Raw genomic sequence first — 21580 nt, 5'->3', positions numbered from 1 at the left:
CATGGGAGAAGCAATCGTCATCACATCGGGCAAAGGCGGGGTCGGCAAGACGACGACATCGGCCAATCTGGGCACTGCCCTTGCTCTGCTGGGCAAAAAAGTGGCCATGGTCGATACCGATATCGGCCTGCGCAATCTGGACGTCGTCATGGGGCTTGAGAACCGGATCATCTACGATCTCGTGGACGTTGCAGAGGGGCGCTGCCGCCTGCAGCAGGCGCTCGTCAAGGACAAGCGGTTCGAGGAGCTGTACATGCTGCCCGCCGCGCAGACGAAGGACAAGTCCGACGTCACGCCGGAGCAGGTCAAGGACATCGTCCTGGAGCTGAAGCGGGAATACGATTATGTCATCATCGACTGTCCGGCCGGCATCGAGCAGGGCTTCCGCAACGCGGTAGCCGGCGCCGACCGGGCGATTGTCGTCACGACTCCCGAGAATGCCGCCGTGCGCGATGCCGACCGGGTGATCGGCTTGCTGGAGGGCTCCAAGGTTCCGGCCAAGCTCGTCGTCAACCGCATCCGCCCCGCGATGGTCAAGAACGGGGAAATGCTGGACATCGACGAGATCTGCCAGGTGCTGGCAGTCGATCTGCTCGGCATCGTTCCAGACGATGAGAGAGTCATCAAGGCGGCGAATTCCGGCGAACCGACCGTCATGGATCCGAGCTCGCGGGCTGCGATCGCTTACCGCAACATCGCCAGGCGCATATTGGGGGACATGGTTCCGCTGATGCAGCTGGAAGAGAGGCCGGGTAGGCTGCGCAGGCTCGTGAAGTTTTTGGGAATGGGATGAACGTAAGTGCTCAATAGACTCAAAAAAATGGATGTCGGCATTCTGACGCTGCTTGTATGCTTCATGGTGGTCAGCGCGGTGCTGCTCTACAGCGTCGGCGACGGGGATCCAAAGTATGCCGGCTACTATAAGAAGATGCTGCAGTTTTATGTCGCGGGGTACATTCTGGTGACTTTCGTCACCTTGGTGGACTACCGCATCATTCTCAAGTTCTGGTATTATTTTTACGCCATCGGCATCGCCATGCTCGTCGCCGTCTTCTTCCTCGGCTCCAAGGTGAACGGAGCGACCGGGTGGTTCAAGCTGCCTGGCGGCTTCAGCTTCCAGCCGGCCGAGGCGTTCAAGATCATCATGATCATCGTCGTGGCCTACATGCTGGGACGAAGGCAGGGAGACAAGCTGCTGTTCACGCAGGATCTCATGCCGATCGCGGTGCTGGTCGGGCTGCCCTTCATGCTTGTCGTCGTCCAGCCCGACCTCGGCAATGCCGTTATTTATCTGGTCATCCTGCTCGGCATGCTGTGGATCGGCAACGTCAAGTACTCGCATGTCCTGATTGGGCTTGTATCCGTCATCGGCGGCGCCATTCTATTCGTGACGCTGTTCACTTCCTTCAATGCCGAAATCAAGGACTATGCGGAGAAGCATGGCGTCAAGCACTGGTATGAGCGGATCAACACCTTCGTCGATCCGACCAACGCGGACAAGGACCAGGCTTACCAGGCGCGCAACGCCAAGATCGCCGTCGGCAGCGGCGGCTTGACGGGAGACGGCTTCCTGCAGGGCGATTCCAAAAATCGCGGCGCCGTTCCTTATACGTACTCGGACTCCATCTTCGTCGTCATCGGCGAGGAGTTCGGCTTCCAGGGCTCGGCGGTGCTGCTGCTCCTGTACTTCCTGCTCATCTACCGGATGATCATCATCGCCTTCCAGTGCCTGGACCTGAAGGGCTCGTTCATCATCATCGGGGTCGTGTGCATGTATGTGTTCCAGGTGTTCCAGAACGTCGGCATGATGATCGGCATCATGCCGATCACCGGCATCACGCTGCCGTTCGTCAGCTACGGCGGCACGTCGCTGATGCTGAATATGCTCAGCATCGGCATCGTTTTCAGCGTCCGGGCGCATCAGGAGAAGTATCAGCTCGAGTAGCACGGAAGATAACAGAACAACTGCAACCTCGCCATTTCTAGTTGGATGATCCCTGGAGGATGCCGGAGCAGGAGCTGCCAAGCTTCTGCCCGGCATCCTTTTTCATTTTGTCCGTGACGCGCGTGCCGAGCCTGGCCCGCACCTTCCGCATACTTGGATAAGCCTGCTCATAAGGATAAGGAACAAGCCTCCGCCATCCTAACCGGCGGCGGAGATTCCGAAGGGAGCGGGACAAGGATGGATGCGGGAAACAAGGGAAGGTTCGATGCCGATTTTTCGACCCGGCGCCGCTTGAACGGCGGCCGCAGGCATGAGGAAGCGGAGGCGATCGGGACGGGCAACCGCGAGCGCCGCCAGGAAAGGATCCGGGAGTTGACGGAGAGCGGAACCGGCGCGGGGATGCGTCCGGCTGCCTCGCGGTACGAGAAGGATGCGGAGGCTGGACGCGCCTTCTCGGGCTCCTCTCGAAAGCAAGGGGCATTCGGTTCCGGAGGGACATCCGCCCCAAATAACGGAGGCGCAGGCGGCGCAGGACCTTACGGCACCCGGGTGTATGCTCCGCCGCCGGAAGCGTTTGACGCCGAGCCGGACGAGCTGTGGCAGGAAGCCTGGCCGCTCCCGTCCGAGAAGGATCCCGAGCTGGAATGGAAGCGCAGCGCCAATCCTTGGCAGCGGCTGGAGGAGGCGAGCGGCAGCCTGTCGGCTCCTTTCCGCAAGCGGGAAGGGAGGACGCCCGCATCCGGGAGCCGCTCCGGTTCCGGCGGGAGCCGGAGCGGAAGCGGCGGGACCGGCGGCTTCCGCCGGGAGCTCCAGGTGAAGCTGCTGCTCTCCGCTGCCTTGTTCGGGGCTGTGTGGGGGCTGTTCCAGCTCAGCGGCGGAGCCGCGAGGCAAGGGCAGGCGCTGGTGACCGAAGCGCTGACCGAGCAGATGGATTTCACGCGGATAGCGGGCTGGTACAGCCAGGTGTTCGCAGGGGCGCCTTCCTTCATTCCCGGCTTCGGCATCCGGGACGGGGAGCAGACGGCAAGCGTTGGAGGAACGGTCAAGCCGGAAACGGTATCGCCGCTTGAAGGCGGCGCCGTCGTGAAGACGTTCGCCGAGTCGCTGGGCGGCGTGGAGATGGCGGGGCAGGCCGGAGAAGCGGTAAGGGCGGCCGAGCAGGGACGGGTCCAGGTCGTCTCGGCCGACGACGCCAAGGGACCGACGATCGTCATCCAGCATGCCGACGGCCGCACGACCTATTACGGCCAGCTCGGCGAGGCCGGCGTGCAGGTGAACGATTGGGTGACGGCCGGGCAGGAGATCGGCAGGATGGGATCCGCGGCAGCGGACGGAAGCTTGCCCCTGCTCTATTTTGCGGTGAAGGACAACGACCGCTACGTCGACCCGGCGGAAGTGGTTCCGCTTGATTAACATCCGGGGAGTGAGGTGGAGCCTTCATCCCTTGTTCGCCGTGCTGATGCTGTTGTCGGTGATGACAGGTTATCTTGCCGAGCTCCTTACCCTCTTCACGCTCGTTTTCGTCCATGAACTGGGACATGCGGCGGCAGCCTACGGATACGGATGGAGAATCAGGGAAATCAAGCTGCTGCCGTTCGGAGGCGTAGCCGAGCTCGAGGAGAAGCCGGGAGCGCCGGCGCGCGAGGAGGCGGTCATCGCGCTGGCCGGACCGCTCCAGAATGTATGGATGGCGGCCGCGGCCTGGGTGCTGGGCTCGCTTGGATGGATGGACGCGGGCTGGGCGGACTATCTGGTGCACGCGAACCTGCTCTTGCTCGCCTTCAATCTGCTGCCGATCTATCCGCTGGACGGCGGCAGGCTGCTCCGGATCGCCTGCGGGCTCCGCTTGACCTTCTATTCCACGCTGAGGCTGAGCGCATGGACCGGAATGGCGTTCAGCCTCGTCATGATCGGTTACGCGCTGCTGCCGCAGCTTCACCGCAGCAGCGGCATCCAGGCCAATCTGCTGGCGGTAGGGCTGTTTCTGCTGGCGACCAATTGGACTTACCGGAAGCATATCCCGTTCCTATTCTTGCGGTTTCTCGTGAACAGGGAACGCGGGGCGAGAAGGCGGATCCGGGAAGGCGTCCGGTCGAGGCCGATCGTCGTGACGCAGCGGCATCCGGTCTGGACGACTGCGAGGATGTTCCTGCGGGACCATTATCATCTCGTCTACGTGATGGAGGAGCGGGGCCGGATCGTGAAGGTGCTGCCGGAGCAGAGGATCATCGAAGGATATTTGACGGGAGATCGTGCAGTTTCCGACCTTTTGAGGTAGAATAAGAGGCAAATCGAACGGTCTTGCAAAGACCGCGGGGGGCAGGTGTCACCGTCATATCATGAGGACAATGCTGATTCAGGCGAACGGTGCGCTGCTGCAGACGGCGGTGCTTCAGGGCGGGCGCGTCATGGAGTTTTTCATGGAGGATGCATCGGAGGGCGGTTTGGTCGGCAATATGTACAAAGGGCGCGTCGTCAACGTGCTGCCTGGCATGCAGGCGGCATTCGTCGATATCGGCCTGGCCAAGAACGCGTTCCTGTATATCGACGAGCTGCTCCATCCTGCTGCCGATCACGGCAAGGACAAGCCGGCCATCGCGGACCTGGTCCGCGTCGGCCAGGAGCTGCTCGTGCAGGTCATCAAGGAGCCGATCGGCGGCAAGGGAGCCCGGGTAACGACTCAGTTTTCCTTGCCGGGAAGATGGCTGGTCTACATGCCGGGCGCGGATTATGTCGGCGTATCCAAGAAGATCGGAGCCGAGAGCGAGCGCAGCAGGCTCCGAGGCGTCGGCGAGGAGCTGCGCAGAGGCAGCGAGGGCATCATCCTGCGGACCGTGGCGGCCGGCGAGAACCTGCATTCGCTGCGCCATGACCTGATGCAGCTCCGGGAAAGCTGGGAAGCGGTGGTGAAGAAGGCCAAAGGGCTCAAGTCGCCCCAGCCGGTCCTTCGCGAGGCGGCATTGATGAGGCGGACGTTCCGCGACGCCTTCACGCCCGGCACGGAGGTGTACTTCGACGACCGGTCCCGCTACGAGGAGGCGCTCAAGCTGGTTCATGAGCTGGCGCCGGGCAGCGAGGCGAGGCTTCATCTGGCGGACAAGCAAGGCGGCAAGACCCTCTTCGAGCAGCATGGGGTCGCCGAGCAGCTGAGCGCGGCCTTCCAGACACGGATCTGGCTGCCCAGCGGCGGCTACCTCGTCTGGGAGCAGACCGAGGCGCTTACGGTCATCGATGTCAACACGGGCAAGTTCACCGGAACAAGCGGGCTGGAGGATACGGTGTTCCGCACGAACATGGAGGCGGCCCGCGAGATCGCCCGCCTGCTCCGGCTGCGCGACGTGGGCGGCATCATCATCGTCGATTTCATCGACATGGAGGACGGCATCCATCGGGAGAAGGTGCGCCATCAGCTCGAGGACGCCTCGCGGGACGACCGCAGCAAATGCCAGGTCCACGGCTGGACCCGGCTCGGCCTGCTCGAGATCACCCGCAAGAAGACGCGCAAGAGCATCGGGCCCAAGTTCCACGAGATCTGCGGCAGCTGCGGCGGGAGCGGGCAGCGGTACGTCGGTCTCTCCCCGCGCGCGAAGGGCGGCCAGGATGGACGAGCTTCGACATAGCTATTGTATGAGCGCCTAGGATATGGTACACTACTTTGGTGTATGTCCCCCGAGGACATATATGGTACCGCACCGGACGGGTTTTCAAGCTGGGATCTCGCTACTCGATTTCCCCACCTTTTCCAGGCGAGTCTTCGACTACAAGGAGGTGCACCATCCATGTTCGCAATTATCGAAACAGGCGGCAAGCAATACAAAGTTCAGCAAGGCGACGTTCTCTACATCGAGAAGCTGAACGCCGGCGAAGGCGATACGGTAACGTTTGATCGCGTCCTGGCCGTATCCAAGGACGGAGGTCTCGTGACGGGTTCCCCGATCGTTTCCGGAGCTACGGTTTCCGGCAAGGTCGAGAAAATCGGCAGAGGCAAGAAGATCATCGTCTACAAGTACAAAGCCAAGAAGAACTACCGCCGCAAGCAAGGCCACCGTCAGCCGTACACGAAAGTCACGATCGAAAGCATCCAAGCGTAAGCCGGTGCTCTCATGATTGTGGTTACGTTTATCCGGAGGTCCGGTGACCGGCATATTACCGCCTTCTCCGTCAAGGGGCACGCGAAATATGCCAAAGCGGGCAAAGATATCGTATGCGCAGGTGTATCCGCCGTTACGGTGGGCACCGTGAATTCTATTGAGGCCTTGGCAGGCGTCGTCCTGCCGGCCGTCATGAAGAATGGATGGCTCCAATCGGAAATTCCAGCCCTGCAGGACGAGACGGCCGATGGCCGGGTTCAGCTGCTTCTGGAATCCATGGTGGTGATGCTGAGCGGAATCGCCGATTCCTACAGCCGATTCATCACCTTGAACGAAGAGCTAGTTTAACGAGAAGGGAGGACACCGACATGTTGAAACTGAATCTTCAGTTGTTCGCTTCCAAAAAGGGCGTAGGCTCCACGAAGAACGGACGCGACAGCCAATCGAAGCGCCTCGGCGCCAAGCGTGCTGACGGCCAAGTCGTAAGCGCGGGCAGCATCCTGTTCCGTCAACGCGGAACGAAGATCCACCCGGGCAACAACGTGGGCATCGGCAAGGATGACACGCTGTACGCTCTGATCGACGGCGTCGTCAAGTTCGAGCGTTGGGGACGCGACCGCAAGAAAGCCAGCGTTTACCCCGTTGATCTGGCTCCGGTAGCTGCAGCAGTAGAAGCTTAAGTTCACGAGAGACGCGACCCGGCCTGATTTGAACAGGCCGGGTTTTTTTGTCAACAAATTGCCGGCTGCATACGGAATTGGCTGGCCAGGGCATCCTTAAGGCAGAAAGTGGGATAAACGTATGAATCGCATCGGATCGGCTAAGCTGTATGCAGCGGGGTCTGTCCTGCTGCCTGCAGCAGGCGTGATCATTCGGCCTTCCTTTCTATGGACGCATATTTTGTTCATTCTGTGGGCCGTTGCCGCAGCTGCCTTCTGGATCGTCCAGGAGCGCAAGGAGCATGAGGACCGCGCCAGGCGCGCCTCCGCGCTCCAGCAGCAAGCCTCCATCCGTACGCTGAATCATCACCGGCATGACTGGATGAACGATTTGCAGGTGCTGTACGGCTATATCCGCATCGGCAAGCTGGAGAGGGCTGCAGCCAGCGTGGAACGGATTCGGGACAAGATGGCGGTGGAGAGCAGGATCGCTCACCTCGGCATTCCGTCTCTCGTCGCCTACTTGCAATCTTTCCGCACGCTCAGCCACAACCTGGTGCTTGAGGTGGATGTCGAGGACAACCTCACGCTGGAGGATCTCCAGCTGGACAGAGACCGGACCGCTGATGCCCTGATCGAAGTCATTAACGCTTATCGCTTCGGCGTCAAGCCCGGAATCGGCGATCCTGCCGTCCTGGTGCTGAAGCTGTCCCGCGCAGCCGATGAGCTGATGGTGGAGCTGGAGTTCGCCGGCGAGCTGCGCGACGGGGATGAGCTGGTAGATAAATTGGAGCAGCGTCTGCGCGGAACCCCGCTGCAGGCCGTCAGCCTGAAGCAGTTCCGCCATGTGCTGCTTAAGGCTCCGCTCTGCGCATAATTGGAGGCTAATCATGTTTGTCGATAAAGCAAAAATATTTGTCAAAGGCGGAGACGGCGGAGACGGCATCGTATCGTTCCGGAGGGAGAAATACGTGCCCGAGGGCGGTCCGGCCGGCGGGGACGGCGGCCGTGGAGGCAATGTCATCTTCCGTGTGGACGAGGGCTTGCGCACGCTGATGGACTTCCGCTATCAGAAGCACTTCAAGGGCGACCGCGGCGAGCGGGGCCGTCCGAAGAGCATGCATGGAGCGGGAGCCGAGGATACGATCGTGCGCATCCCCCCGGGAACGATCATCATCGATGACGACACCGGCGAAATTGTAGGGGATATGACTCGCCACGGACAACAGGTCATCGTCGGCAAAGGCGGACGGGGCGGACGGGGCAACCCGCGCTTCGCGACGATCAGCAACCCCGCTCCCGAAATCGCGGAGAAGGGCGAGGAGGGCCAGGAGCGCTGGCTCGTGCTGGAGCTCAAGGTCATGGCCGATGTCGGGCTCGTCGGATTCCCGAGCGTGGGCAAATCGACGCTGCTGTCGATCGTATCCGCCGCCAGGCCGAAGATCGGCGCCTACCACTTCACGACGATTACGCCCAACCTCGGCGTTGTCGATGTCGAAGAGGGCCGCAGCTTCGTCATGGCCGACTTGCCGGGCTTGATTGAAGGCGCGCATGAAGGCGTCGGCCTCGGCCATGAGTTCCTGCGCCATGTCGAGCGCACCCGGGTCATCATCCATGTCGTCGACATGTCGGGCACCGAGGGACGCGATCCGTTCGAGGACTGGCTGAAGATCAACGAGGAGCTCGTGCTCTACAACGCCAAGCTCGCCGAGCGTCCGCAGATCATCGCAGCCAACAAGATGGACATGCCCGATTCCGCCGCGAATCTGGAGCAGTTCCGTCAGAAGCTGGCGGAACGCGATGAGGAAGGCCAGACCTACGATATCGTTCCCATCTCGTCGCTGACCAAGGAAGGCATCCAGGAGCTGCTCTACAAGGCAGCCGCGAAGCTGGATGAGATTCCGGAAGCGCCTGAGCTCGAGGAGGTCAAGGAAGTCGAGGAGCGGAAAATTTACCGCCATACCGAGAAGAAGGAAGAGCCGTTCCGCGTTTACCGCGAGAACGACTACTACGTCGTGGAGAGCGAATCGTTCGAGCGTCAGCTCAAACGGATCCACCTCAACTCGTATGACGCCGTGAACCGCTTCGGCCGCATGCTGCGCAAGATGGGCGTCGATTCCGCGCTGCGGAAAATCGGAGCCAAGGATGGAGATACGGTGCATCTCGGCGAATTCGTGTTCGAATTTTTCGAGGGAGGCGAATACTCTCCGGAATAAGAGGCAAGCAGGAAATCGGGCCGGGAGAAATCCGGGCCTTTTCTTTTGCATTGTTATAGACTGTTCCTATAGACTAATGGTTAATTTATATTTCAAAACAATAATGAATTCCCTTATGATGGGACGAAGAAAAGAAAGGGGTGGCAGCGATGGAAGATCGGGTTCGGCAGCAGTTCGATGCGGTATCCTCCCGATATGACGCACAGCGGAGAATGCTGATTCCTTGCTTCGACGATTTGTACGGGATGGCGGCCTGGGCCGCCGACAGCTCCGCAGCGGAGCCGAGAATATTGGATTTAGGCGCGGGAACGGGGTTGATGTCCTCCTTCATGAGGCAGCGGTACCCGAAAGCGCATATCACGCTTGCGGATTTCACGGCAAGCATGCTGGACAAAGCGAGAGAACGATTCGTGGGCGACAGCCGAGTCGATTTCGTGCAGGCGGACATGACGGGCGAGCTGCCGAATGGACCTTACGACCTGATCGTCTCCTCGCTGGCCATCCATCATCTGCGCCATGAGGACAAGCGGTTGTTGTTCGGCAGCGTGAAGGCGCGGCTTGAGGACGGAGGCCGTTTCGTCAATGCCGATCAAGCCGCGGCGGAGTCCCCGTTGTTCGACCGTCTGTACCGGGAGCAGTGGCTGAAGGATATTTATGACGGCCGCTTGGCGGCGGAGGAGGCGGACGCCTCCGTGCTCCGACGGGAAGTCGACATCAACGCGAAAGTGTCCCAGCAGCTTCGCTGGATGGAGGAAGCGGGCTTCTCCAGCGTCGACTGCGTCTATAGATATCGGGATTTTGCGGTGTTCTGCGCCGTGAAATAAAGAACCGGTTATTTTTGTACTGCCAAGAACCATGCGAATAAATAGCGAGAGGGGAGCAGCTGCCCAATGATTGGCGATCGGGCGGCTTTTCCAATTTCCGTTTATGCGTTATAATGTACATAAATTCGTTAAAACGAACATCGGGCATGAAATCAACGGTTGCCGAAAGGATCGGTTTTCCGTATAATGTCCTCTATGGGAGTACATCTGTCTACGCTGGGAGGACGAAATGTTGACGGAGCGATATTATGTCGTCCGCGAGGATTTGCTGCCCGAAGCCATCATCAAGACGATCGCGGTCAAGGAGATGCTGGCGCGCGGCGAGGCGGCCACCATCCATGAGGCGGTGGAGAAGGCGGATCTGTCGCGCAGCGCGTTCTATAAGTATCGGGAAGGCGTGTTGACGCTGGGGGAGCTGGAGCGGGGGTCGATCATTACGGTGTCCATCGATCTGGAGCACCGGGCCGGCATACTGTCCCAAGTGCTCAGTATGTTCGCTGCCCGCGGCGGCAACGTGCTGACGATCCATCAGAGCATTCCGCTGCAAGGCTCGGCCAATGTGGTGCTGTCGGTCGATACGGCCCCGATGAAGGATGAAGTGTTCGCATTCGTGGATGAACTCCGCTTGGTGCCGGGCGTCAAGCGGGCTTCGGTCATCGGCCAGGGATAGGAAAGCGCTGCGTCCGGCTCTATATGCCGGATCGGCTGCTAAGCACGGCGACTAGGAACAGGAACGGGGGAATGGCGATGAAGCCGGTTAAGGTAGGATTGCTCGGACTAGGAACGGTGGGCACGGGAGTCGTGCGGATCGTGGAGGGCCATCAGGCGGATCTGCGCAGCCAGGTCGGATCTCCGATCGAGATCGAGAAGGTGCTCGTGCAGAATGTCGAGAAGACGAGGACGATCGGCATCGACGCGGCCAAGCTGACGACCGATCCATGGGAGATCATCCGCAATCCGGAGATCGATGTCATCGTAGAGGTTATGGGCGGCATCGAGAGCACGAAGGAGTATATTCTCGAAGCGCTCTCGCGCGGCAAGCATATCGTCACGGCCAACAAGGATCTGATGGCGCTGCATGGCCGCGAGATTCTTGCCAGAGCCAGCGAGCAGCGCTGCGACGTTCTGTACGAAGCCAGCGTGGCTGGCGGCATTCCGATCATCCGTACGCTGAACGAAGGCTTCTCCTCGGACCGCATCACCAAAATTATGGGCATCGTCAACGGCACGACCAACTACATCCTGACGAAAATGAGCCAGGAGGGAGCTTCCTACGGAGATGTGCTGAAGGAGGCCCAGGATCTCGGCTACGCCGAATCCGACCCGACCTCCGATGTGGAAGGGCTGGATGCCGCCCGCAAGATGACGATTCTTTCCCGGCTCGGCTTCCGCTCGGAAGTCAATCTGGAAGACGTGTCGGTCAAGGGCATCTCCTCCGTCTCCAAGGAAGACATCGCCTACGCGAAGCGGCTCGGCTACGAGGTCAAGCTGCTCGGCATCGCCGAGCGCCAGGACGAGTCGATCAGCGTCAGCGTGCAGCCGACGATGGTGAAGACGACCCATCCGATCGCCTCGGTCAACGGGGTGTTCAACGCCGTGTACGTCCATGGCGAGGCTGTCGGGGAAACGATGTTCTACGGCGCGGGCGCCGGAGAGCTGCCGACGGCGACCTCGATCGTGGCGGATCTCGTGTCCGTGGTGAAAAACCTGAAGATCGGCGTCAACGGCCAGCAGGGCGTCATTTCCTACAACGAGAAGCGGCTCAAGACCGACGAGCAGATCTCGTCCAAGAACTTCCTCCGGCTCCATGTCGCGGACAAAGCCGGCGTTCTCGCCCAGATTACGCAAGTGTTCGCCGAATACGAAGTCAGCCTCGAATCTGTCATCCAGCAGCCGAATGCGGAGCTGAAGGAAGCGGAGATCATCGTCATCACCCATAATGCCAGCAAGGCCGCCATGAATAAAGTGCTGGACGCCTTCCAGACGCTGGACGTCATCCAGAACGTGAAGAGCGTCTACCGGGTGGAAGGCTGATGGGCATGCGAAGCGTGCTGGTGCGAGTCCCGGCCAGCACGGCGAATCTGGGACCCGGCTTCGACTGCCTGGGCATGGCGCTGTCGCTCTATACATGGATCGGGATGAAGCCGGCGGAGAAGGCTACGGTCATCCGGCTGCATGGGGAAGGGCTTGAAGGCATCCCGCTGGACAAAAGCAATTTGATCTACGAGGTCGCGCAGCTCGTCTTTCAGGAAACGGGCACCGATCTGCCGGAGCTGGAAATCGACATGTACAGCGATATCCCTCTCACCCGCGGCCTCGGCAGCAGCGCGAGCGCCATCGTCGGCGCTCTGACGGCCGCCAGCGAGCTGGCAGGAGGCGGCCTCGACCGCGATGCCTTGCTCCAGATCGCCGCCCGCCTGGAAGGGCATCCCGACAATGTCGGAGCCTCGCTGTTCGGCGGCATCATCGCGGCGGCCTGGGACGGCACGCGGGCGGACTGCCTGCGCATCGAGCCGCCGGCCGGACTTGCCGCTCTCGTGGCCGTTCCGCGCTTCCAGCTCTCGACCGAGAAAGCCCGGCATGCATTGCCGGAGCGGCTGGCGATGAGCGACGCGGTGCATAACATCGGCCGCAGCTCGCTGCTTGTGGCCGCTCTTGCCGGCGGCCGGCTCGACATGATCCGCCATGCGATGAAGGACAAGCTGCATCAGCCTTACCGGGCTGCGCTCATTCCGGGCATGGCGGAGGTTCTCGAGGGCGCCGCGGATCATGGAGCGCTCGGAGCCGCGCTGAGCGGCGCCGGTCCGACGCTGCTCGCCCTGATCGAGAACGGAAGCCCGCGAACGAGAGAGCTGGAGGCGTTCCTGCTCTCGACCTTGTCCGCTGCCGGCGTTGAGGCGGACTTGATGCTGCTGCAGCCCGATTCCGCCGGCGCTGCCGTCCTTGAGGGCGGCGATCCCGCCCTGCCCTTCGTAGAGCGTATCAAAGGAGAAGTTCATTCATGATCAAAGTCGCATTGCTTCCGGTCGTCTCCACCTCCGACGAGGCTGCCCGCAGCCTGTGCGGAGAGGACGCCGAGAGAGTCTATTACCCGATGATATCCGATGTCTTCCTTGCCACGGCGGAAGGAAGGACCGATTACAGCGTCATTCCGATCGAGAATACGATCGAGGGCTCCGTCAACCTCCATATGGACTGGCTGCTGCACGAAGTGGATCTGCCGATCCAGGCGGAATGGATCTATCCGTCCCGCCAGCAGCTGATCGGCCGCAAGGACGAGCTGCTTGGAGCGGGAGGAGAGCCGGAGTACGGCCGCATCGTCAAGGTGTTCAGCCATCCCGTCGCGCTGGCCCAGTGCCAGAGCTTCCTGCGCGGCCATCTCCAGCATGCCCAGTGGGAGCCGGTCAGCAGCACCGCGGAGGCGGTGCGGATCGTATCGGAGAATCCAGGCCAGGGCTGGGCTGCGATCGGACTCACGCTTGCGGCGGCCCACTACGGCCTGGACGTGCTGCGCGAGCGGGTGACGGATCACGACAACAACTACACCCGCTTCCTGCTGGCCGGTCCGAAGCCGTTCGAGCTGCGCCAGTCCCCGGTCCGCAAGACGTCCATTCTCGTCACCTTGCCGGAAGATTACCCGGGAGCGCTCCATCAGGTGCTGTCGGCCTTCGCTTGGCGAAGGATCAACCTCGGGAGGATCGAATCCCGTCCGACCAAAAAACGTCTGGGCACCTACCATTTCGTCATCGACATCGAGATGGCTCTGGACACGGTCCTCCTGCCGGCGGCGCTGCAGGAGATCGAAGCGATCGGCTGCCAGGTGAGGGTGCTCGGCACCTATCCGAGCTTCGGCAGCACGGCGGATTGATCCTTTTTCGAAACCTGAGCATTAGTTATTCTCTGAGTACGTGATGCTCCGATAAGTGCAGGGGCTGTCCGCGGCCATTTTCTTGGCTTGCGAACAGCCCTTTTTTGCGTTCGGGACCAAGCCGCGGGAATACGAGCCAGCTGCGATCCGCATGGATATTCGGTGCGATTCCCGGCAGGGCTTGTATTTTTTTGCTGAAAAGGGAGACAGACGCCCAATCGCTGCATACGATGTAACGACGGGCAGATAGGCTGCAGTCCTGCCGCTGCGCACAGCATGCGAAGAGGAGGGAGTCGGCTAGTGAAAATCCATATTGTCAAAGAGGGAGAATCCTTTTACCTCATCGGCCAGAAATACGGGGTGACGGTGGAGGAGCTGAAGAAGCTCAACCCATCCGTGACCGATGACAAGAATTTGCAGATCGGCGCCAAAATCAAGGTTCCTTCGGAAGGGGAAAAGCCGTGGAGCGGCGGCTTGATCCACAAGTACACGGTGAAAGCGGGGGATACGCTCTGGAAGCTGTCGAAGGCTTGGGGAGTGCCCCTGAACGAGCTCATCAAGGCCAACTCGCAGCTGACGAATCCGGATGCGCTCCATGTCGGGGATACGGTCAATATTCCAAAGCAGAAGGAATCGACGGGACTATCCCCCGAGCATAAGGCCGAGCATCACGGCCATGCGGGAGGAAAAGCGTTCACGGGACCGATCGTCGACGGCAAAAAGAACACGGCGCCCATCGAGGAGAAGCCTCCCGCCGCGGTGAAGCCCCCGACGGCTGTGAAGCCGCCCGAGCCGGTTCCTGTCCTACCGCCCGCCCCTCCTGTGCCGCCTGCGCTTCCGGCCGAGGAGAAGACATACGCGAAGCCTTATGAATCCCATTATACGGAGAAGGCGATCCATCCTTTCGCGCAGGAAAAGGTTCCGGCCGTCGAGGCGGTCGCTCCGCTGTATGAGCTTCCCAAAATGCCCGAATATGCTCCGGCTCCATCCTACGGAAGCGGGTATTCGAAGCCTGAAGCCGGGTCTTACGGCAAGGGCTCCGGGTACGGGAATGCCTACCCGCAGGGCGGACATGGCGCGCATTCCGCGGGATACGGGCAAGAGCTCCCCGGACTGGGCGGCCAAATGGATGGCTACGGAGCGCATAACGCCTGGCCGGCGGCATTCTCTCCGGCCGCCGGAGCTTCCGTCGAGCAGCCTTATGCCGCCGCCTCTCCTTGGATGGCCGGCTACCCGGCCGGCTATGGCATCGCGGGGCATCAGCAAGGGTACGGCCACCCGGGAGGCATCGTGCAGGGAGCCGCGCAGACGCCGGGAGACGGTTATGGCTCCCAGGCGGGAAGCGCAGGGTATGACGGTTATGGAACTGCGTTAGCCGGCATGCAGGATTGCTACCCTCCCGGATACGGCGCATACGGACATGGCGGATACGGCCATCCGGGTTATGGCGCAGAAGCGCAAGGATACGGCGGATACGGCCATCCGGGCTATGGAGCGGAAGCGCAAGGGTATGGCGGATACGGCCATCCGGGTTATGGAGCGGAAGCGCAAGGGTATGGCAACGGATACGGCCATCCGGGTTATGGAGCGGAAGTTCAAGGATATGGCGGCGGATACGGCCATCCAGGATATGGCGCTCAGAACAACGGAGCGCATGTCTATGGCGGGGGAGGTTATCCTCAGGGAATCATGCCGGCGGCAGGAGCGGCCGTTCCCGGTCCGTACAATTACGACGGCGGCGGCAAGTGGAATGCCGCGGGAGCAAGCGCCGGCGCAAGTCCTGCCCAGTGGCCTGGATACCCGGGCTGGGGCGCGGAGGCTCAAGGGTATCCAGCCTCTCCGGGAGGCTGGCCGCAGACGGCCGCCGTGCAGGGCTACGGCGTGAATCCGGGGTATGGAGGGGCGGCGCTGCAGGAAGCTGCTCCGGTAGCGGTCCAGCCTTCCTGCTGCGGAGACAGGGACGAGGAGGAGGCGCAGGCGGCTGAGAAGGCAGGCGCAGGCAAGCCGGAGACCAAGTCGAAGGCTGAAGCGAAGCCGGCCAAAACGGGCACGGCGGCCGCGCGCAAGCAGCCCAAAAAAGCGGTTATCCGCAGCGCTTCCCGGCCGGCTCCCCGAGCTTCCAAGGGCAGCAAGCCCTGGATCAACCGCTGACGGAAGCCGAGCATGGGAATGTTCATGGAACCGAACCGGGTGGGCTCGCAGCCCGGTTCTTTTTTATGCTTGCATAATTCATCCAGCCGAAAGGCAGACTAGCTGAAAATGCCAAGAAGGGGCTATGGATGACCATGTTGTCAATCAGCATCTGGAACCATCTGAAACGGAAATACTTGAGGCGCAGGCGCGGCCGCTCGCCGCTCAGCCTGGCCTGCGCGCTTCTGCTTCCCGCAGCGCTTCTGCTGGGCTCTTCCGGAGCCGAGGCGGCCGATGGGAGCGTGCCGGACATGGCGCAAGAGGGAATCTCTTCCTTTCTGGAGGGCGGGGCATCTGCCGCGGTCACGATGAAGAGGGTCTATCTATGCGGCGAGGAGATCCGTCCGCTCGGCGTCATGGATCCGCCCTCCGTGCTGAAGCTGCTCGGCAGCCACCCCGGCTGGGAAGCCGGAATCGATGATAAAGGCGGCGTCGTCGTGACCGAGCGAGTCGACGATCTGTCCGAAGCCTGCAAGCAAAGCGCGACTTTCGGGGTGGACGACGGGGGAAGCCTGACGTTGTTCGAAGGTCCTCCGAGCGACGAGAAGGTCATGAAGACGTTTTTCCAGCTCGATCTGCAGTACATGGAAAGCACGCTGCCCAAGCAGGAAAGGGACAAGCTGCTGAGCGGCATCCGCGTCCAGGACAGGGACGAGTTCAACAGCGTCTTGTCGACGTACAACGACTTTGCCCTGGAGAGATCCAGAGGAGCGATGAAGCGCGCCTACTGATTCCGTTCGTTCGGACCATGGAGAGCGGCTCCTTCGAACGATGGGAAAGCATATCCTCCAGTCCGGCATGCCCATTCTCCGAGCGCCTTTGCGAAAAGGCGTTTTTTTGCTTTTCGGCCGCGGTCTGAAACGCTTGTTCTCATGTCATCCACTTCCTGTTATAATAGATAGAGTCTGTTTTTCGCTACATAGAGATAGATTTCATTGTCCAGCTTTCATACAAGGAGAGTGCGCGATGCGGATTTTAGGGATCGACCCCGGCATCGCCATCGCGGGATTCGGGTTCATCGACAAGGACGGCATGAAGCTTACGCCGGTCCAATACGGCTCCATCGAGACGGAAGCCGGCACGCCCCATGAGGTGCGGCTCAAGCAGGTCTACGAATCCGCTTCGGCTCTGATGGACAAATACAAGCCGGACTCCGTTGCCGTCGAGAAGCTGTTCTTCAACCGCAACGTGACGACGGCCTTCACGGTCGGCGAAGCCAGGGGCGTCATCATACTGGCCGCCGCCCAGCGGGGGCTTCCCATTTCGGAATATACGCCGATGCAGGTCAAGCAGGCCGTCGTCGGCTACGGCAAGGCCGAGAAGCGCCAGGTGCAGGAGATGGTGCGGATGTTCCTCAAGCTGGCCAAGGTGCCCAAGCCCGACGACGTCGCCGATGCGCTGGCGGTTGCCGTCTGCCATGCCCATGCTTCCGGCATGATGTCCAAGATAAACGAGGTGCGCCGCAGATGATCGATTTTGTAAAAGGCCGTGTGGCCTATGTGGATACGGATTATATCGTCGTCGACGTCCGGGATGTCGGCTACCAGATTTATACGCCCAACCCTTACGCGTACGCCCGCGGGGAGGAGCCTGTCACCGTCTACTGCCACCACCATGTGCGCGAGGACGCGGCTCAGCTGTTCGGCTTCCAGACGAGGGAGGAGCAGGCGCTGTTCCGCAAGCTGCTCGAGGTGTCCGGCATCGGGCCTAGGGTCGCGGTCGGCATTCTGGCCGGCGGCCGCCCGGAGGCGGTCATCTCCGCCATCCATCGCGAGGACTTGAGCTTCCTCACCAGGCTGCCCGGCATCGGCAAGAAGACGGCCCAGCGGATGATCCTTGATCTCAAGGACAAGCTGCAGATCACCTCGGCTTCCATCGAGCTCGCATGGGAAGCGGAGGCCGCGGGCGGTGCGGCGGTAGCCGCCGCAGGCGAGAACGTCTGGGGCGAAGCGAGGGAAGCGCTTGGAGCCCTCGGTTATACGGCTTCGGAGCTGGACCGCGCCTGGGCGGGCATGGGCGGCTCGCAGCAGCCCGGAGAGACCGTGGACGCGCTCATGAAGCGGGCGCTGCAGCAGCTGTTCAAGGGATAGCGGAAAGGAAGGTTTTGCATGGAAGACGATCGCATCATTTCCGCCAATCTGATGATGGAAGACCAGGCAGTCGAGTACAGCCTCCGTCCGAGGTATCTGTCCGAATACATCGGCCAGTCGCAGGTGAAGGACAACCTCAAGGTATTCATCGAGGCGGCCAAGCTCCGCAAGGAAGCTCTCGACCATGTGCTGCTCTACGGCCCGCCGGGACTCGGCAAGACGACACTCTCGAACATCATCGCCAACGAGCTCGGCGTCAACCTGCGCACGACTTCCGGCCCGGCGATCGAGCGGCCGGGAGATCTGGCCGCCCTGCTCACGAACCTTCAGGAGGGCGACGTGCTGTTCATCGACGAGATCCATCGCTTGAACCGCTCCGTGGAGGAAGTGCTGTACCCGGCGATGGAGGATTTCTGCCTGGACATCATGATCGGCAAAGGTCCGAGCGCGCGCTCCGTGCGGCTGGACCTGCCCCCGTTCACGCTGATCGGAGCCACGACCCGCGCCGGGCTGCTCAGCGCCCCATTGCGCGACCGCTTCGGAGTCGTCAGCCGGCTGGAGTTTTATGGGACGGACGAGCTGGCGTTCATCATTTCCCGCTCCGCCGAGATTCTGGAGGTCGGCATGGTCGGCGATGCGGCCTCCGAGATCGCCCTCCGCTCGCGGGGGACCCCACGGATCGCCAACCGGCTGCTCAAGCGGGTTCGCGATTTCGCGCAGGTGCGCGGAAACGGCATCATTACCGACGAGCTCGCCAAGCAGGCGCTGTCGCTGATCGCGGTCGATCCGCTCGGACTCGACCGGATCGACCACAAGATGCTGCAGGCGATGATCGCCAACTACCGCGGCGGTCCCGTCGGCCTCGATACGATCGCGGCGACGATCGGCGAGGAAAGCCAGACGATCGAGGATGTGTACGAACCGTATCTCATGCAGATCGGCTTCCTGCAGCGCACCCCGCGGGGCCGCATCGTCACTCCGCTCGCCTATCGCCATCTGGGCTTGCCCGTTCCGGAATAAAGGCTGAGGCAGACATGCCCGCATGGCCGGAGGGAGGATCCGCCGATGAAGGAGCAACGGCCCGGCGCCGCTAAAGACAGCGCATTGACCGTCATCTACGACGGCCAGTGCAACCTCTGCCTCGCCTCGGTCGACAGGCTGGGGCGCCTGGGCTCGAGGGCGGAGCTGACGTTTGTCCCGCTGCAGCATCTGGACCGGCTCCAGGGCCTGGCCGCCGAGCGGATGATGGACGTCGGAGAGGAAGCTCTGAGGGACAGGATGCATGTCGTTGACGGCGCCGGGCGCTTGTATGCGGGCAGCGACGCCGTCGTGCGCATCCTGCGCACGGTTCCAGGCTTCGGACCGGCAGGCTGGCTGTACCGGCTGCCGGGCATGAGCCGTCTTGGAGACCGGATATACCGCTATATCGCCAATCGCCGCTATGACTGGTTCGGGAAGGCGGATGAAGCCTGTTCCCCGGACGAATGCCGAGTCCCCTCCGGAGACAAAGACCGATAAGACTCTGTAAGGTGCCCGCTGCGCTCCGGCTCATCGCCGAGAGAACGCGGAGCACACGGAAGGAGAGAACCATGAACAGACCGATAGCCCGAATTCTCCCCAAAGGCCTGCTGGCAGCCGCCGTTCTGGGCGGCTGCCTCTACTTGCCTCCCAAGGCGGAAGCGGACGGGATCGAGGTCATGGACACGATCCGCGTCGGCTTGTTCATCACCGTGCCGAACAAATATACGCTCTCGATTCCTGCGGCGACATTCAGCTCGGACGGCGGGCTCGCCGTCGGAATCAGCCAGGGGGGCGCACCCAAGCCGCTGACTTCCGTTGTCGGCGGCGCGACAGCGAGGGTGGCCTTGGAGAACCACTCCGTCCTGCTGGGAGAGAACAGCTCCTTCGCGGCCGCGCTCGCCGTATTCAAAGCCGTTCAGACAGCCGGAGGCAACGCCGTGCTGGAGGCGGTGGACCGCGGAGGAAGCACTTCCTACCAAGTGTCGGAAGGCTCCTACTCCTCCGCAGCTGCGGCCGGGACCGCTCTTGCCAAATGGAACGCCAACGCGACGGTGAAGGCCTTCGGCGGCGGCGCGTCCGTGCGCGGACCGCTTCACCTGGAGACGGCCGCCTATGCGTCCGAGCAGGAGGCGCGGCTCGCGATGGCTTCGTTCAGCGCTTCCGGAACGGATACCTTCCTTGCCCTGCGGCCATCGGATTCCGGAACCCGTTATTCCGTCATGGTGGGAGCCGCGGCGGACAGCGCTTCGCTGGAAGCCGTGAAGCTCAGGCTGGCCGGAATCGCGGAGGCGGCCGGGCTGAAGCAGGCTGCTGCCGGGGATTATCTGCTGCAGCGGAGGGATTTGTCCGTCACCCAGAAGGAAGGTGCGGCCGGCATGCTGCTGACCTTCCCGGCTGGCACGAAGGCAGTCGTGCAGCCGTCCTCGACCCAAGGAGTGAAACTTGCCGAGCGCTACGCCCGTACATACAGAGGCCAGTTCGAGTTAAGCAGCTACAACAGCGCTCTTGCCGTCATCAACGAGCTTCCGTTCGAGCAGTATCTGTATTCCGTCGTCGGCGGGGAAATGCCCGGCTCCTGGCCGATCGAGGCGCTTAAGGCGCAAGCCGTGGCCGCCCGCTCCTACGCCGTCTATCAGGGGACCGGCTTCGGCATCGCCCACGTCGTCGACACGACGCTCAGCCAGGCGTACAACGGCGTCGCCTCCGAGAAGGCCTCTACCGTCAAGGCGGTCGACGATACGAAGGGGCTGGTCATGCTCAGCGGGGGCAAGCCTATCGAGGCGGTATTCTCTTCCAGCGCCGGAGGTTATACAGCGGATCCGTCCGAAGTATGGGGAAGCAAGGTGGCGTATCTGGCTCCGGTCCAAAGCCCGGACGATGCTTCCGAGAACGGCCTCTACAAATGGTACCGGGTCATGGCTCCGAGCGGCGGCGCCGGCTTCATCCGGTCCGACACGGCTGATCTGACCGGCGAGAAGAACGCGGCCGGGGCTGCCATCGCGCGCATCAAGTCCGCCGCTACGAATGTGAGGCCGCTGCCTCTCATCCAGGACGGCGTGGCTCCGGTGGACAAGCTGGACGCCGGGGCGAAGGTCACGGTGCTGGAGACGGTCGCGCAGTCCAATGAGTTCAACTGGATGCGCGGCCCGTTCACCTCGGCCCAGCTGCTGGATTCCATGAAGGGCAAGACGACCTCGGCCGTATCCGGACCGATCCAGTCGCTGGAGGTCGCCTCGCGCGGACCTTCCGGGCGGGTCATGCAGGTGAACGCGAACGGCAAAGCCGTTCCGGTCAAGTATCCGGACTCCCTGCGGACCGTGATGGGCAGCCTGCCGAGCACGAGGTTCGCCATCGAGCCGGCCGGGCAGGTGTCGCTTCTCGGCGCCGGCGGCGCCTCGGCGGTCAAGGAAACGGGAGCGGCCGTCCAGGTGCTCGGAGCCGGCGGCGCCAAAGCATCGCCATCGGGCGGAGCCGGTCTGACGGTCATGAACGCCTCCGGCGCCATCCGTCCCGTCTCCGCGTCGCAGACATGGCTCATCCGGGGCACCGGCAACGGGCACGGCCTCGGAATGTCGCAATACGGGGCCAAGAGCCTGGCCGATTCCGGGTATGATTACCAACGCATTCTGAAATACTACTACAAAGAGATTGAACTCGCTAAGGACGGAAGCTGAAG

The 21580-nt window shown here is 61.8% G+C and carries 22 protein-coding genes; all 22 read left to right on the top strand.

The genetic code is table 11. From position 1 onward, the window contains the following. The first annotated feature begins 1 nt into the window (after position 1). The 22 genes from minD (at position 2) to CIC07_RS17425 (ending at position 21578) form a co-directional block, all read left to right on the top strand. The gene (gene minD, locus CIC07_RS17530; RefSeq protein WP_076354307.1) at positions 2 to 793 is read left to right on the top strand and encodes a septum site-determining protein MinD; all 792 of its coding nucleotides are present in this window, start codon (positions 2 to 4) and stop codon (positions 791 to 793) included. A gap of 6 nt (positions 794 to 799) precedes the next feature. Next, the gene (locus CIC07_RS17525; RefSeq protein WP_076354308.1) at positions 800 to 1945 is read left to right on the top strand and encodes an FtsW/RodA/SpoVE family cell cycle protein; all 1146 of its coding nucleotides are present in this window, start codon (positions 800 to 802) and stop codon (positions 1943 to 1945) included. Positions 1946 to 2182: 237 nt separating this feature from the next. Continuing rightward, positions 2183 to 3358, top strand: coding sequence for a M23 family metallopeptidase (locus CIC07_RS17520; protein ID WP_076354310.1), 1176 nt, complete (start codon positions 2183 to 2185; stop codon positions 3356 to 3358). Beyond that, a complete protein-coding gene (locus CIC07_RS17515) occupies positions 3351 to 4223 on the top strand; it encodes a M50 family metallopeptidase (RefSeq protein ID WP_076354312.1) in 873 nt (290 codons plus the stop codon). Before CIC07_RS17520 ends, CIC07_RS17515 begins: the two co-directional genes overlap by 8 nt. A 61-nt stretch (positions 4224 to 4284) precedes the next feature. Continuing rightward, complete coding sequence (locus CIC07_RS17510) at positions 4285 to 5565, top strand: Rne/Rng family ribonuclease (protein ID WP_076354313.1); 1281 nt, start codon at positions 4285 to 4287, stop codon at positions 5563 to 5565. A gap of 159 nt (positions 5566 to 5724) precedes the next feature. Continuing rightward, complete coding sequence (gene rplU, locus CIC07_RS17505) at positions 5725 to 6036, top strand: 50S ribosomal protein L21 (RefSeq protein ID WP_021881561.1); 312 nt, start codon at positions 5725 to 5727, stop codon at positions 6034 to 6036. Between the two features lie 12 nt (positions 6037 to 6048). Next, positions 6049 to 6384: a ribosomal-processing cysteine protease Prp gene (locus CIC07_RS17500; RefSeq protein ID WP_076354314.1), complete on the top strand. Its 336-nt coding sequence runs from the start codon at positions 6049 to 6051 to the stop codon at positions 6382 to 6384. A gap of 20 nt (positions 6385 to 6404) precedes the next feature. Further along, a complete protein-coding gene (rpmA, locus tag CIC07_RS17495; protein ID WP_048744637.1) occupies positions 6405 to 6716 on the top strand; it encodes a 50S ribosomal protein L27 in 312 nt (103 codons plus the stop codon). Positions 6717 to 6837: 121 nt separating this feature from the next. After that, entirely contained in the window at positions 6838 to 7572 is a 735-nt protein-coding gene (locus tag CIC07_RS17490; RefSeq protein WP_094248126.1) for a Spo0B domain-containing protein, read from the top strand. A 13-nt stretch (positions 7573 to 7585) separates the two neighbouring features. Beyond that, positions 7586 to 8911, top strand: coding sequence for a GTPase ObgE (obgE, locus tag CIC07_RS17485; RefSeq protein ID WP_076354316.1), 1326 nt, complete (start codon positions 7586 to 7588; stop codon positions 8909 to 8911). Positions 8912 to 9060: 149 nt separating this feature from the next. Then, positions 9061 to 9735, top strand: a complete 675-nt coding sequence (locus CIC07_RS17480) for a class I SAM-dependent methyltransferase (protein WP_076354317.1) — start codon at positions 9061 to 9063, stop codon at positions 9733 to 9735. 229 nt (positions 9736 to 9964) lie between these two features. Further along, positions 9965 to 10405: an ACT domain-containing protein gene (locus tag CIC07_RS17475; RefSeq protein WP_076354318.1), complete on the top strand. Its 441-nt coding sequence runs from the start codon at positions 9965 to 9967 to the stop codon at positions 10403 to 10405. Between the two features lie 77 nt (positions 10406 to 10482). Then, positions 10483 to 11769 carry a homoserine dehydrogenase gene (locus CIC07_RS17470; RefSeq protein WP_076356810.1) on the top strand — a complete coding sequence of 429 codons (1287 nt, stop codon included), beginning with the start codon at positions 10483 to 10485 and terminating at the stop codon, positions 11767 to 11769. Next, positions 11769 to 12740: a homoserine kinase gene (gene thrB / locus CIC07_RS17465; RefSeq protein ID WP_076354319.1), complete on the top strand. Its 972-nt coding sequence runs from the start codon at positions 11769 to 11771 to the stop codon at positions 12738 to 12740. The genes CIC07_RS17470 and thrB overlap by 1 nt, the downstream gene beginning before the upstream one ends. Continuing rightward, on the top strand, positions 12737 to 13603 hold the full coding sequence (gene pheA / locus CIC07_RS17460; protein WP_076354320.1) for a prephenate dehydratase: 867 nt from the start codon (positions 12737 to 12739) through the stop codon (positions 13601 to 13603). Before thrB ends, pheA begins: the two co-directional genes overlap by 4 nt. A gap of 300 nt (positions 13604 to 13903) precedes the next feature. Next, on the top strand, positions 13904 to 15754 hold the full coding sequence (locus tag CIC07_RS25710; protein WP_076354321.1) for a LysM peptidoglycan-binding domain-containing protein: 1851 nt from the start codon (positions 13904 to 13906) through the stop codon (positions 15752 to 15754). A gap of 128 nt (positions 15755 to 15882) precedes the next feature. Beyond that, on the top strand, positions 15883 to 16524 hold the full coding sequence (locus CIC07_RS17450) for a BofC C-terminal domain-containing protein (RefSeq protein WP_076354322.1): 642 nt from the start codon (positions 15883 to 15885) through the stop codon (positions 16522 to 16524). Between the two features lie 235 nt (positions 16525 to 16759). Further along, positions 16760 to 17263 (top strand): crossover junction endodeoxyribonuclease RuvC, encoded by a 504-nt coding sequence (ruvC, locus tag CIC07_RS17445; protein WP_076354323.1) that lies wholly within the window; start codon positions 16760 to 16762, stop codon positions 17261 to 17263. Next, complete coding sequence (ruvA, locus tag CIC07_RS17440; RefSeq protein WP_076354325.1) at positions 17260 to 17883, top strand: Holliday junction branch migration protein RuvA; 624 nt, start codon at positions 17260 to 17262, stop codon at positions 17881 to 17883. Before ruvC ends, ruvA begins: the two co-directional genes overlap by 4 nt. 18 nt (positions 17884 to 17901) lie before the next feature. After that, positions 17902 to 18903: a Holliday junction branch migration DNA helicase RuvB gene (ruvB, locus tag CIC07_RS17435; protein WP_076354327.1), complete on the top strand. Its 1002-nt coding sequence runs from the start codon at positions 17902 to 17904 to the stop codon at positions 18901 to 18903. Between the two features lie 45 nt (positions 18904 to 18948). Beyond that, a complete protein-coding gene (locus tag CIC07_RS17430; RefSeq protein ID WP_076354328.1) occupies positions 18949 to 19401 on the top strand; it encodes a thiol-disulfide oxidoreductase DCC family protein in 453 nt (150 codons plus the stop codon). A gap of 71 nt (positions 19402 to 19472) precedes the next feature. Next, entirely contained in the window at positions 19473 to 21578 is a 2106-nt protein-coding gene (locus CIC07_RS17425) for a SpoIID/LytB domain-containing protein (protein WP_076354330.1), read from the top strand. Positions 21579 to 21580 lie beyond the last annotated feature (2 nt).

It is taken from the genome of Paenibacillus sp. RUD330 (assembly GCF_002243345.2).
GTDB lineage: Bacteria > Bacillota > Bacilli > Paenibacillales > Paenibacillaceae > Paenibacillus_O.
Note: the sequence above shows the minus strand (reverse complement) of the source record. Positions and strands in the feature narration are given on the sequence as shown.

What these genes read in the sequence shown, in the direction of transcription:
- minD (WP_076354307.1), top strand. Translation starts at nt 2, where the DNA reads ATGGGAGAAGCAATCGTCATCACATCGGGCAAAGGCGGGGTCGGCAAG.
- CIC07_RS17520 (WP_076354310.1), top strand. Translation starts at nt 2,183, where the DNA reads ATGGATGCGGGAAACAAGGGAAGGTTCGATGCCGATTTTTCGACCCGG.
- CIC07_RS17510 (WP_076354313.1), top strand. Translation starts at nt 4,285, where the DNA reads ATGAGGACAATGCTGATTCAGGCGAACGGTGCGCTGCTGCAGACGGCG.
- rplU (WP_021881561.1), top strand. Translation starts at nt 5,725, where the DNA reads ATGTTCGCAATTATCGAAACAGGCGGCAAGCAATACAAAGTTCAGCAA.
- CIC07_RS17500 (WP_076354314.1), top strand. Translation starts at nt 6,049, where the DNA reads ATGATTGTGGTTACGTTTATCCGGAGGTCCGGTGACCGGCATATTACC.
- rpmA (WP_048744637.1), top strand. Translation starts at nt 6,405, where the DNA reads ATGTTGAAACTGAATCTTCAGTTGTTCGCTTCCAAAAAGGGCGTAGGC.
- CIC07_RS17490 (WP_094248126.1), top strand. Translation starts at nt 6,838, where the DNA reads ATGAATCGCATCGGATCGGCTAAGCTGTATGCAGCGGGGTCTGTCCTG.
- obgE (WP_076354316.1), top strand. Translation starts at nt 7,586, where the DNA reads ATGTTTGTCGATAAAGCAAAAATATTTGTCAAAGGCGGAGACGGCGGA.
- CIC07_RS17480 (WP_076354317.1), top strand. Translation starts at nt 9,061, where the DNA reads ATGGAAGATCGGGTTCGGCAGCAGTTCGATGCGGTATCCTCCCGATAT.
- CIC07_RS17475 (WP_076354318.1), top strand. Translation starts at nt 9,965, where the DNA reads ATGTTGACGGAGCGATATTATGTCGTCCGCGAGGATTTGCTGCCCGAA.
- CIC07_RS17470 (WP_076356810.1), top strand. Translation starts at nt 10,483, where the DNA reads ATGAAGCCGGTTAAGGTAGGATTGCTCGGACTAGGAACGGTGGGCACG.
- thrB (WP_076354319.1), top strand. Translation starts at nt 11,769, where the DNA reads ATGGGCATGCGAAGCGTGCTGGTGCGAGTCCCGGCCAGCACGGCGAAT.
- pheA (WP_076354320.1), top strand. Translation starts at nt 12,737, where the DNA reads ATGATCAAAGTCGCATTGCTTCCGGTCGTCTCCACCTCCGACGAGGCT.
- CIC07_RS17450 (WP_076354322.1), top strand. Translation starts at nt 15,883, where the DNA reads ATGACCATGTTGTCAATCAGCATCTGGAACCATCTGAAACGGAAATAC.
- ruvC (WP_076354323.1), top strand. Translation starts at nt 16,760, where the DNA reads ATGCGGATTTTAGGGATCGACCCCGGCATCGCCATCGCGGGATTCGGG.
- ruvA (WP_076354325.1), top strand. Translation starts at nt 17,260, where the DNA reads ATGATCGATTTTGTAAAAGGCCGTGTGGCCTATGTGGATACGGATTAT.
- ruvB (WP_076354327.1), top strand. Translation starts at nt 17,902, where the DNA reads ATGGAAGACGATCGCATCATTTCCGCCAATCTGATGATGGAAGACCAG.
- CIC07_RS17430 (WP_076354328.1), top strand. Translation starts at nt 18,949, where the DNA reads ATGAAGGAGCAACGGCCCGGCGCCGCTAAAGACAGCGCATTGACCGTC.
- CIC07_RS17425 (WP_076354330.1), top strand. Translation starts at nt 19,473, where the DNA reads ATGAACAGACCGATAGCCCGAATTCTCCCCAAAGGCCTGCTGGCAGCC.